Origin of the sequence: Ruminococcus sp. 210702-SL.1.03, assembly GCF_020559915.1 — a bacterium.
In the GTDB taxonomy this organism is placed as follows: domain Bacteria; phylum Bacillota; class Clostridia; order Oscillospirales; family Ruminococcaceae; genus YE71.
This window is the reverse complement of sequence record NZ_JAJCLZ010000009.1, coordinates 98,083-109,138: the sequence shown is the minus strand read 5'-3', so window position 1 is coordinate 109,138 and position 11,056 is coordinate 98,083. Positions and strand designations below refer to the sequence as shown.

The 11,056-nt window shown below is 51.2% G+C and carries 9 protein-coding genes; 4 read left to right on the top strand and 5 right to left on the bottom strand.

Annotated elements, in window-relative coordinates:
- The first annotated feature begins 301 nt into the window (after positions 1–301).
- From LI114_RS06745 to LI114_RS06735, 4 genes are read left to right on the top strand one after another with little or no spacing between them, the layout of a single operon-like run.
- The gene (locus LI114_RS06745; RefSeq protein WP_227220013.1) at positions 302–1,009 is read left to right on the top strand and encodes a polyphosphate polymerase domain-containing protein; all 708 of its coding nucleotides are present in this window, start codon (positions 302–304) and stop codon (positions 1,007–1,009) included.
- A 55-nt stretch (positions 1,010–1,064) separates the two neighbouring features.
- Positions 1,065–1,766 (top strand): DUF4956 domain-containing protein, encoded by a 702-nt coding sequence (locus LI114_RS06740; RefSeq protein WP_227220012.1) that lies wholly within the window; start codon positions 1,065–1,067, stop codon positions 1,764–1,766.
- A 21-nt stretch (positions 1,767–1,787) separates the two neighbouring features.
- Positions 1,788–1,919 (top strand): hypothetical protein, encoded by a 132-nt coding sequence (locus LI114_RS14135; RefSeq protein WP_264468235.1) that lies wholly within the window; start codon positions 1,788–1,790, stop codon positions 1,917–1,919.
- A 5-nt stretch (positions 1,920–1,924) separates the two neighbouring features.
- Positions 1,925–3,976, top strand: coding sequence for a carbohydrate-binding domain-containing protein (locus tag LI114_RS06735; protein ID WP_227220011.1), 2,052 nt, complete (start codon positions 1,925–1,927; stop codon positions 3,974–3,976).
- Positions 3,977–4,109: 133 nt separating this feature from the next.
- On the opposite strand, the gene LI114_RS06730 is transcribed toward LI114_RS06735, so the two are convergent.
- From LI114_RS06730 to LI114_RS06710, 5 genes are read right to left on the bottom strand one after another with little or no spacing between them, the layout of a single operon-like run.
- Positions 4,110–5,189 (bottom strand): carbohydrate ABC transporter permease, encoded by a 1,080-nt coding sequence (locus LI114_RS06730; protein WP_227220010.1) that lies wholly within the window; start codon positions 5,187–5,189, stop codon positions 4,110–4,112.
- A gap of 15 nt (positions 5,190–5,204) precedes the next feature.
- Entirely contained in the window at positions 5,205–6,317 is a 1,113-nt protein-coding gene (locus tag LI114_RS06725) for a carbohydrate ABC transporter permease (RefSeq protein ID WP_227220009.1), read from the bottom strand.
- 4 nt (positions 6,318–6,321) lie between these two features.
- Positions 6,322–8,817 (bottom strand): DUF5696 domain-containing protein, encoded by a 2,496-nt coding sequence (locus LI114_RS06720; RefSeq protein WP_227220008.1) that lies wholly within the window; start codon positions 8,815–8,817, stop codon positions 6,322–6,324.
- A 17-nt stretch (positions 8,818–8,834) separates the two neighbouring features.
- Complete coding sequence (locus tag LI114_RS06715; protein WP_227220007.1) at positions 8,835–9,464, bottom strand: Yip1 family protein; 630 nt, start codon at positions 9,462–9,464, stop codon at positions 8,835–8,837.
- 2 nt (positions 9,465–9,466) lie between these two features.
- Positions 9,467–11,023 (bottom strand): tetratricopeptide repeat protein, encoded by a 1,557-nt coding sequence (locus LI114_RS06710; RefSeq protein ID WP_227220006.1) that lies wholly within the window; start codon positions 11,021–11,023, stop codon positions 9,467–9,469.
- Between the last annotated feature and the right edge of the window lie 33 nt (positions 11,024–11,056).

Genomic DNA, 11,056 nt, shown 5'->3' with positions numbered 1-11,056 from the left:
TACGGAGGTACAAAGCATGACAAAAGAAGAACTTGTAACACTCGGCGTATCAGAGAAGATCGCTGAAAAGGTGCTTGTTCAGCACACAGCGGAGCTGACCGCCCAACAGCAGAAGACTACTGACATTACCGCAGAGCTTACAGCTGCAAAATAAGCTCTTTATATAAAGGTATATTTGAGCCGTTTTGTGGAAAGTAAGTGAAAGTATGCTGAAAAGTACGGCGGACTTAAAAAACCTAAAGTAAATTTAATGTCAGCGTTTTATAATTGAATCGTAAAAGAAAAAAGGGAGCTGATCCACATGGCACAAGAGATATTTAAAAGAACTGAAAAAAAATACCTGCTCAGCGCGCAGCAGTACCGCGCTTTCTTAGCGGCGCTGGAGCCTTTTGTAAAGCACGATCGCTATTTTGAGAGCGACATCATGAGCCTTTATTACGATACGCCCGATTACCGGCTGATACGCGCCTCGATAGAAAAGCCCGTTTTTAAAGAGAAGATACGCCTGCGTTCATACGGTGTGCCGCGCTCCGCGGACGATGTTTTTCTCGAGATAAAGCGAAAGTACAAGGGCGTTGTTTACAAGCGGCGCAGCGTAATGCCCCTTTCGCGGGCGGCGGGCTTTCCCGAAACGGCGCAGGACACGCAGATAGAAAAAGAGCTTGCGCGGTGCTTTGATTTTTACGAGGGGCTCGCGCCGCGAATGCTCATCACCTACAAGCGCCACGCCTACACCGCGCTTTCAGACCCCGAGCTGCGGATAACTTTCGATAGCGAGCTGCTTTTCCGCGACTACGATCTGCGGCTGGAGAAGGGCATTTACGGACGAAAGCTGCTGCCGCACGGCGGGCGGATAATGGAGATAAAAATAGCGGGGGCTATGCCGCTCTGGCTGGCGGGGCTGCTCGACGAGCTGAAAATTTATCCCGCTTCGTACTCAAAATACGGCACAGCGTACCTCACGCTGCTTTCGGAAAAGGCGCTCGGGCTGAACAAGATAACGGCTTGACAGCTTGCACGATACACGCATAATTTAGATCTTTATACATGAAAGGAAAAAGAACATGACATATTTTACGGCTGATACCACGACTATAAAAGACCTCTTCACACTCTCGGCGGCAGACATTTCGCTTTCCTCGCTTCTGATATGCACCGCCTGCTCGCTGGTTATCGGCGCAGTGGTGGCGGCGGTTTTCTGCCGCAGACAGCGCACCTCTCGCGGATATGCGCTTACCCTCGCGCTGCTTCCCGCAATAGTGCAGATGGTGATAATGCTGGTAAACGGCAACATCGGCACGGGCGTTGCGGTAATGGGCGCATTCAGTCTGGTGCGTTTCCGCTCCGCGCCCGGCAGCGCGCGTGAGATCTGCGCGATATTCCTCACGATGGCGGCGGGTCTTGCCTGCGGCACACAGCATCTCGCGGCGGCGCTGATATTCACGGCAGTCATCTGCGCGGCGGCGCTCATCTACGACAAGCTCGGACTTGCGGGCGGAAACGACGAAAAACATCTGAAAATAACAATACCCGAGTCGCTCGATTACAGCGGGGCGTTTACGGATATTTTCGAAAAATATACAAATACGTACGAGCTTTGCAGCGTAAAGACCACCAACATGGGCAGCCTTTTCAAGCTGGATTACGCGATAGTGCTTAAAGCCCCCTCGCTGGAAAAAACTATGATAGACGAGCTTCGCACCCGCAACGCAAACCTAGAGATAGTCTGCGGCAGAGAGGAAGCGAAGTCGTGCGACCAGCTTTAAGCGATGAACGGAGGTAAACGCATGAAAATTCTCACAGCCGTGGCGCTTATAGTGCTGATACCGCCATTCGCGGCGGCGGCTTACGCTTTTATAGTAGCGGTAAATTTGGTTAAAATAGAACGAAAGCACAAAGAATGGGCAGAAAGGAGCTGAACGATATGAGCAATTTGAAAAATAATTACAGAAAATACATTGCAGCAGCGGCGGCGATTTGCCTTGCGATGAGCGCGGCAGGCTGCTCAAAATCGGACAGCAGCAGCGAAACTGACACAAAAACGGCCTCGGCGCAGATCTCTTCGGAAGCTTTTGAGATCTCGGCGGAGGATAAAGACATCGGATACGACGAAACCGAAGCGGTGAAGATAGCGCTCAGCGGCGAAAGCGCCGAGATAAAGAGCAGCGGCGCGGCTTGCGAAAACGGCGTGCTCTCGATAACCGAGGGCGGAACGTACATTTTATCGGGCAATCTAAGCGGTGAGATATACGTCAAGGCGAAGGGCAGCGAGGTCAAGCTGGTGCTGAACGGCGTTTCGGTCACGAATTCCGACTACGCGGCGCTGATGATCGACAAGGCGAGCAAGGTGACGCTGACGCTGGAGGACGGCACGGAAAACAGCTTTGCCGACGGCGCTGAATACACCCTCACGGACAGCAACGACAACACCGACGGCTGCATTTTCTCGCGCGCCGACCTCACCATCAACGGCAGCGGTTCGCTCAGCGTGACGGGCAGTTACAAGCACGGTATAGTCAGCAAGGACAACATCGTCATCGCGGGCGGAAACATCACGGTAAACGCCGCTTCGGGCGGGATTTACGGCAAGGACAGCGTGAAAATCAGCGGCGGCACTATCGACGTTACCGCCGGCTCGAACGGTATCCGCGCGACAAATGACGAGGACGCGGAAAAGGGCTTTGTTTCCGTGACGGGCGGCGACATAACCGTAAACGTAGCGGGCGACGCGCTGGAGGCTGAAACAGTAATGCAGATAGAGGACGGCACGCTGACTCTTACCAGCGGCGGCGGTGCCGCGAACGCCAGCATGAAATCAGACGGTCAGCCGAACGGCGACTGGGGAAGCTGGAGCAAGGACGATATAGGCACGCCCCCCGACATGAACGGCCAGCAGACGGGTACGCCGCCCGAAATGCCGTCGGGCAGCGGCGACAGCACTTTGACGGCTACGGCTTACACCGCAGTTTCGGCGGACGCCTCAAATACCTCCTCGACCGACGCATCGTCTGTCGAGAGCGAGTCCACATCGGCGAAGGGCATAAAGGCGGGCAGCGAGCTGAACATTCTGGGCGGCGTTATCAGCATCGACTCCTCCGACGATTCGCTGCACTCGAACGGCACAGTGAACATCTCGGCGGGCGACATTACGGCAAGTTCGGGCGACGACGGCACGCACGCAGACGGCGACCTCACAATCTCGGGCGGCAAGATCACAGTTTCAAAAAGCTACGAGGGTCTTGAGGGGCTGAACATCTATATTTCGGGCGGTGAGATAGACGTTACCGCGAGCGACGACGGGCTGAACGCCGCGGGCGGCAGCGATACCGGCTCGGACGAGCGCGCGGGAAGGGATATGTTTGCTGACAGCGTCGAGAACCATATGCTGGAAATCTCGGGTGGCACGCTAAAAGTCAACGCTTCGGGCGACGGGCTCGACTCTAACGGCAATTTTGTGATGAGCGGCGGAACAGTGATCGTAAGCGGCCCGACCAACGGAAGCAATGGCGCACTGGACATCGGCGATAGAAATTCCACCGCGCAGATAACGGGCGGCACGATAGTAGCGGCGGGCGCGGTCGGCATGGCGGTCGGCTTCTCTGACAACTCCACGCAGTACAACGTGCTGCACAGCTTCGCTTCAACTGCAGCGGCGGGCTCGGAATTTACTGTTACCGACGCGGACGGCGAGGTGCTCTTCACCTGCACGCTGGATAAGGAATGCCAGTCGTTAGTTTTCAGCTCAGCGGATCTTGCGTCGGGCACATACACCCTCACCCTCGGCGACCAGACTGAGGAAGTCGAGCTTTCCGACATCTGCACCTCAAACAGCACTTCGACCGGCATGGGCGGCAGATTCGGCGGCGGTAAAAGAGGTCAGGAGTCGCCGAACGAACAGGGCGGAATGAACGACCAAAACGGTCAGCCCCCTGCCAAGCCCGAAGATCAAAATAACCAGAACACTCCCAACAGCTAACACTTAGCAAGCTTATGCCATAATTATTCTCATAAAAAGGGGCGCTGCACAAGCCAAAACTTGCAGCGCCCCTTACTTTTGCGCAAAAAAACGGCAGCCCGAAAGCTGCCGTGATTTTTTTGAAGTATGCAGATCACATACCGGTAAGACCGGAACGCTCAACACCCTCGATAAAGTATCTCTGTAAGAAGATGTACATTATCAGCAGAGGTGCGATGGAGAGCAGACAGCCCGATTCGAGCCATACTATGATCTGTCTTACGCTTACCGTCTGACCCTGGAACAGCTGCTGCTGCAGGTTAGCGTCGAGGTTTTTCAGCATAAGAGCTACTGTGTTGTTCTCGGTGAAGAACGAGGACGATACGTAGTAATCGTTCCAGTACCAAACGATCGAGAACAGGAATACCGTCAGGAACGAAGTCTTAGCGTTGGGGACCATGATCTTGATGTAGGTCTCGAAAGGTCCGCAGCCGTCGAGGTACGCAGCGTCTTCCAGCTCCTTAGGCAGGCCGCGGAAGAACTGACGGAAGATGTAGATGAAAAGTCCGGCCTTTATACCGTTTGCAAACAGCGCAGGCAGGTACATCGTAAGTCCGCTGTTGATAAGCGAAAGCTGTTCGCCGCCGCTGTAAAGCGGGATGATGCCGAAGAGCTTGAAGTACGCAAACTGCAGATACAGCGGAATGGTGGTGATCTGCGGAGGTACTATGATCATCAGAAGAACGATAGCGAAGAGCACGTTTCTTCCCTTGAACTTAAATCTTGCGAAACCATAACCGGTGATCGAGCAGGTCAGTACCTGAAGTACCGAAGAGATCACGTTGAGGTAAATGGTGTTGATGATCGTGTTGTCCTTAGCCGCGAAGCCGCTGAAAATGTCAAATTTCATTACGGTAGCGGTCTGCTTGATGTTATCGAGCGTGAAGGACTTAGGGATCCAAACTATTGAAGGATCGTTCATTTCTGCATTGGGTCTGAAAGCTGTTGAAACCATGAACAGCAGAGGATACATGATAACAAATCCAAGACCGAACAGGATAAGGAATCTGAAAATGGGCCATACAGCGCCTATGATGCGCTTGTTTCTATTGTAGCGTATCTGCTCAGGAGTAAAGTATTTTTCAAGGCCTTCCTCCTTCATACGCTTCATGCGCTCTTTAAGGTACTTTTTGCGCTCTTTCTCAAACTCTTTTTCTTCTTTTTTAGTTGCCAATGTGATCCCCCCTTTTTAATCTACTTCGTAGTAAACGAACTTGTTGATTATTGCCAGTACGATAGCCAGTATCACACCGATTATCGCGAAGTAAGCCCAAGCCATAGCAGCCGAGTAGCCGTGTTCCCACTGCTTCGACTGGTTAAGAACCAGAGTCATAACTTCGTTGGAAGGATCAACGAACGAATCTACTATCGTGTACACCAGGCTGGCGATAAGCATCGGGCTGATGTAAGGAACTGTGATCTTCCAGAAATATTCCCAAGCGGTAGCGCCCTCCATAGAAGCCGCTTCTTTAGCCGAGAAAGGAATTCCCTGAAGTGCCGAGAGGAACAGCAGGATCTGTATACCGCACTTCCATACCAGATTGAATATATCAGAGGTAAGGGCGCTGATAACTTCTGTAAGCTGGTCGCTTATGTTGTAAACACCGAGGAAGTTGAGCAGCTGGTCTACGAGGTCTGTTTCAAACATCGAGCTGAACTGCTCAGAACCGCCTGCGTAACCGCCTGTGGACATATTACCGTTGATTATGTCGATAACAGGACCGGTAGCGATGATTACAGGGAGGAAGAAGATAGCACGAGCGGCTGTTCTTCCTTTAAATTTCTGGTTCAGTATTACTGCGATGAACACCGAGAACACGAGGATAAGGGGCGTATTGAGCAGCGTATCCTTGAGCATTTTGGTGAGCGCGGGCAGGTAATACTGGTCTTTTCTGAATGCGTTGTAGTAGTTATCAAAACCGGGATTTGACATCTCCATACCGCCGGTGACTATCTTTGTCTGATGGAAAGAGTAGATCAGCGACTGGATAAGCGGAGCAATGAAGAAGTAGATGCTTCCCACGAACCAAAGGGCGATGAAGCCGTAGCCGTAAAGAGCTTTTCTTCTTTCATACGGGATCTTTAATCCCTTCTGTTTTGCAGGTATAGCTGCGGCGGAAGCGTAAGACTTTTCCTCTGCTTCGGTAGAAGCCTCTTCATCAGCTGCTACCTCCGTAGAAGCGTCCTCGGTAACAGCGGGGGCGTCGTCTTCCGATTCGTCAAGCACGAGCTTAACTTCGGGAACATCCTTTAGCTGCTCCAATTCTTCGTTTTCAGCGTTGGTCTTTTCTATATCGCTCATCAGCTTACTGCACCTCCTTCTCTACTGCACCCTCGGCAAGAAGGTCGGTGGTTTCGCCGTTTGCCTTTACTGTGCAGTTCTTGGTATCTACCTCGATGACTACGTCTGCCTGACCTTCCTTGCTGTAAGTGGTCTTGATGATGTCGCCCTCTACGGTGTAATCCGAGATGGTGTAGTCGCTTACTGCGGCGAGCACCTTCTTAGTTACCTTGTACTGGTTGGCAGCCATCTGTACCCAGCCCGAATAGTGCGAGTAGTACAGGTCGTCATCTCTGGTATCTATCAGCTCGTCGGCGTCCTGATAGATCATATCGTAATTTACGTTAGATCCGGCAGCCAGAGCGCGCATATAAGTGCGGTCGGTATCAGAGCTTGCGTTGATAGCCTTAGTCGAGTAAGGAACGTAGCCGTGGATGACCATCTGATAGAACGGTATGTCCATATCGGTGAGGTTGAATCCGCTGGAGTAAACGGGAACGTCGGTAACTGCGCTTACATAAGGCAGTACATACGAGTTCGCGCCTTCGGCTATTATCGACTGACCTGCGTTCACAGCGTCAGAGTAGCCTGTAACTATGGTGTTCATTGTGTTGTTTCTGCAAGAAGTGTTCTTCTTAGAGAAGTCGCTTACCAGCTTAGTAGACCAATCGCCGAAGCCCATAGAGTTTACGCTGTTTCCAGTGAAGCTGTCGATAGTTTCCTTAAAGATCTTGGTGTAAGTGTTAGGAGCTATAAGCGCGGGAGATACTCCCGAAACTGCCACGCCGAAAGCGGGGCTGTAGCTCGACTGTCTGGAGTAGGCGCTCGAAACTCTTATAGCTGTATTTGAAAGCTCAAAGTAGCCCCAGCTTCCCTTTTCCATAGTAAAGTTGTTTACCGAACCGTAAACGGTAAGGTTATCGCTGTTGAGGTTCTTGAAATCATCAGTGCTGCCCAGCTTGCCGAGCGCCTTAGCCTTGGTAGATACCATGTTCTTTACCGAAGCTTTTGTCCAGTCGTTATAGTTCATAACTATGGAGTCTGCGCCTGCGTCGTTGAGCTGACTTGCGATGTCTGAAGCCTGAGAGAAGGTAGTCAGCTTGGTCTTCATCGTGATAGGCAGACCGAGTATCGACTCTTCCTTGAGCACGCTGCCGTATGTATCTACATACAGGTCGGTGTCGTTAGCCTCAGTTTTCTGGGTAAGTCCCTTGCTGTTGATGAGGTAGTTTCTGTAGACCTCAGCTACGTCGGCGTAGTTGACGCCTTCGTCATTATCGAGCGGGTAATACTCAAGTCCGAAAGTGTCGGTCTTGATGCCGTATTTTTCAAATACGGTGATCTTGTTGGTATCAGTACCGCTCATGAAGAATTCATCGCTGCTTCTTGTTTCAAACTCGAAGTATGCGTTGTTGTAAGCCTGCTTGTTCTGACCGCTTATCTGAGCGTTAGCGTAAACGTTGGCGTCGCCCTCGGAAGCTATCGTTACCAGACCATTGTTGCCCTGTACGGTAGCCACCATAGGCAGATAAGCCTGCTCGGTAACACGCGGTGCGTTAAGCGGTACAGCGGTATAGTCGGTACCGTAAACGCGCTGCGAGTAGCTGGCGTAATTTGTTTTGCCGTTGTTATAGTTGATAACTGCGCCGCTTCCGTCAGGAACTATCATGTAGCCCTCTGTCGGCGAGCCGTCGGTATTGAGTCCCGAAACAGCGCCCATGTAAGGTGCGAGGATTATCTTGGTAAGAACCTTGCCCTCGTCGCTGGTGCTGTCTTTTTCAACTATCTCGTCGGTCTTTACATATGAGTGGAGGCAGTCGTCTTTCAGCTCGTAGTGTACCGTCAGCTTTACGCCGTAAGCAGTGTAATTGTAGGTAACTGCACAGCCATTAGCCTCAGCTTTAAATGAAACGCTTGCCTTGTAGGAGTAAGCGGGAGCGGGAAGCTCAGTTCTCTTCTCCTGACGAAGGTCGCCGATATTGATAGCCGCGCTGGACTTAGCCTGACCTATCTGACCGCTCTTCATCGTATCTCCGTCTTCAGAGATAGGCGTGGGGTCGGAATCAGCGTTTATAGGAGAAGTCCACCAGCACTTGCCGGTCTTTTTGACCTTTAAGCAAATTCTTTCGTTATCGGGGTCCATATAAAGCAGGAAGTTATCGTTCTCGGCGATCTGCTCTACGCTTTCAAGCGCGAGAGCTTCGTCGTCGGTAAGCAGCGGGGCTGCCTCTTCCTCGTCCTTTTTATCTGCATCATCACCATCATCAGCATCTTCCTCAGCGTCGTCAGCCGCAGCGTCGTCAGCGGTCGAATCATCTTCCGCAGCGCTGTCGGTATCAGCAGCCGAGTCGTCAGCAGCGGAGTCATCTGCCGCAGAGTCCTCAGCCGAAGAGGTGTCTGCTACTGAGCTTTCAGCTTCGGAAGTATCAGCCGCAGAGTCAGCAGCCGCCGAGCCGATAGGCATCATCATGGAAAGAACAAGAGCAAACGTCAATACTTTTTTGTAATTCTTATTTTGCATTTTAACACCACCCTTTCTTATCCACGAATTCTGTACGCGATCTCAGTGTAGATCGTATAAACGAATACATAAACCTGCTGGAAAAGCGAGAGGAGGAGTATTGCCAAGAAGAGTATCAGCAGCATAGCTACCAGCGTGAGCACGATGGAAACGAGAGTCTTAGGAATGGAGTACTGGTGTACAGCCTTCATTGCCGAGATCATCAGGATTATCGACCAGCCCATGCCGAGGTAGGTGAATGCGTGGAACCAAATAGCTTCCTCAGTGATGATGAAGTTAGAGATAAATACAGCGATGTAGCTGCAGATTATGTAAGGTACCAGCGCGTATGCCGAGTAGACGCAGATCTTCTTTAAAGTACCCTCGCCGTCGAGCAGGGTGCAAATGCACCAGTTGCCGATGACCCAAGTCGCGAAGTAAACTACCGACTGTACGATCAGCGGAACTACGTTGAATACTTTAACCGTGTTAGTGTTGAAAGCGAAGCCTACCATACGGTTGTTAGCTACCATTGCAATGAAGAGCATTACAACGAGTATCAGAGCAACTTTCAGCGAGCCCTGCTTTTTCCACCTGAGGTCTTCAAAACCTTCAAAGGGGTGGAAAACAACGTGTCTTACCCAGCCGAGTGTAGAAAATTCATACATTGTTATTCCGCCTCCTTCTTATTCTTGCGCTTGATGAGCTTTATGCCCTTTTTCTTGAGTATCTTCTTTACGATAAGCAGTACTACAAGAACTATTACTACAACAGCTACTGCTGTGAAGTTGTTTCTCAGCCACTCTTCTCTGTAGTACTCAAAAGCCTTATCGTAGTCGTCCTTATCGTTAGCGATCTCAAATCTGTCGAGTGCCGACTTGTATTCGCCGTTTTTCAGATCAGCCTTACCCAGACCAACGTGAGCGTAGGTGTAGCCGCCGTCGCGCTTGATAACTTCTTCCCAGTAGGGAGCAGCCTCAACGTACTGGCCTGCATCGAAGAACTCGAAAGCCTTGTGCAGATTCTTGCCGAAAACGGTCTTTTCAAATACTGTAATGTCGTTTCTTGTCTTAGAACCCTCGAGCACGATAACGTTTGTGCCGATGGTGTCTACTGCGTTCGGGTTAAGGAACGCGCCTCTCTGGTCTGCGGAGGAATTCTTAGTACCGAAGATGCAGATGAGGTTGCAGAGGCGGTCGTACTGGAATACGCGTCCGGTTTCAAAGTCGAGAACGTTTATTATTCCGTCGCCGTCGATAGCGATGTCGGTAAGCTTGGTGGAGTAGGTCTTGTTGGAAGCCATATCCCATACAGCGTCGGTGTGGTCACCGAAAGTGTACTCATCGCCTACCACGTTGTCCCATACGTTGTATCCCGCAGGGTTGATCTTCTTTACCGCGTCGGTATCGGTAGATACCTCGGTAACGGTGTAGATAAAGCCTTCGCCGTCCATATCGAAGTTTGCGTACTCAACAGGAACGTTACGGCTCATACCCTCGATCTGCTCGTTTGAAGCTATCTTTCTCCAAAGCTTCTGAGCGATGACCTTAGCGGTTACCTCTACTCGGTTCGCACCGTAGAAGCCTGTGAAAGAGCCGTCAGCCTTGAACTGTACCGAACCGGTGTTTACGGATTTAACTACCGCGTACACATTTTCGGCGTAGTCAACGAGGACCTTGGTGGGATTGAAAGTTTTGGAAGTATACAGCGCCTCTTCCGGCTTAGTATATTCCTGCTCGCATTTCAGCTCGGTAGCGCTTTCTACTGTAGCTCTTACTACGCGCGAGTTATCGTAGTCGGCTATATATATGGTATATTTGCCGGTAGTCGGGCTGGTAGTAACGTAAAGACCCTGCGGAGCTTTGAAAGTAGAGATAGCGCCGTCCTGAGTTTCTTCACATCTGTCAGCTTCCAGACCGGTAACTCCGTAATATCTGCCGATGATGTTGTAATTTTCGTCAAGTCTTAAAATACGGTTGTTGCCCGAATCGGCTATCCAGATCTCTTTATCGTCGTAAACGTAGAAATCCTTAGCCTCGCTGAGCGAAGCGGAAGCTTCCTCGCTGTAAAACAGCGGATCGGCGGGGTCTGAAAGTCGGCTGAGTCCCATATCAGCGCCCGTTACAGTTTTCTGAACGGTGTATGCGCTCTGCGAAGGGATAGCTTCGTCCCAGTTATCGTAGTTGTAAGATTCGTAAGGCTCGTCTGCAAAAGCCGTAACAGACATGCTAATCGCAGTGCACGCTGCCAGAGTGAGGCA

Bases quoted from the DNA above. Each gene is read 5' to 3' on its own strand.
- LI114_RS14135 (WP_264468235.1), top strand. From the start codon at position 1,788: ATGAAAATTCTCACAGCCGTGGCGCTTATAGTGCTGATACCGCCATTC.
- LI114_RS06735 (WP_227220011.1), top strand. From the start codon at position 1,925: ATGAGCAATTTGAAAAATAATTACAGAAAATACATTGCAGCAGCGGCG.
- LI114_RS06720 (WP_227220008.1), bottom strand. From the start codon at position 8,817: ATGCAAAATAAGAATTACAAAAAAGTATTGACGTTTGCTCTTGTTCTT.
- LI114_RS06725 (WP_227220009.1), bottom strand. From the start codon at position 6,317: ATGAGCGATATAGAAAAGACCAACGCTGAAAACGAAGAATTGGAGCAG.
- LI114_RS06715 (WP_227220007.1), bottom strand. From the start codon at position 9,464: ATGTATGAATTTTCTACACTCGGCTGGGTAAGACACGTTGTTTTCCAC.
- LI114_RS06745 (WP_227220013.1), top strand. From the start codon at position 302: ATGGCACAAGAGATATTTAAAAGAACTGAAAAAAAATACCTGCTCAGC.
- LI114_RS06710 (WP_227220006.1), bottom strand. From the start codon at position 11,023: ATGTCTGTTACGGCTTTTGCAGACGAGCCTTACGAATCTTACAACTAC.
- LI114_RS06740 (WP_227220012.1), top strand. From the start codon at position 1,065: ATGACATATTTTACGGCTGATACCACGACTATAAAAGACCTCTTCACA.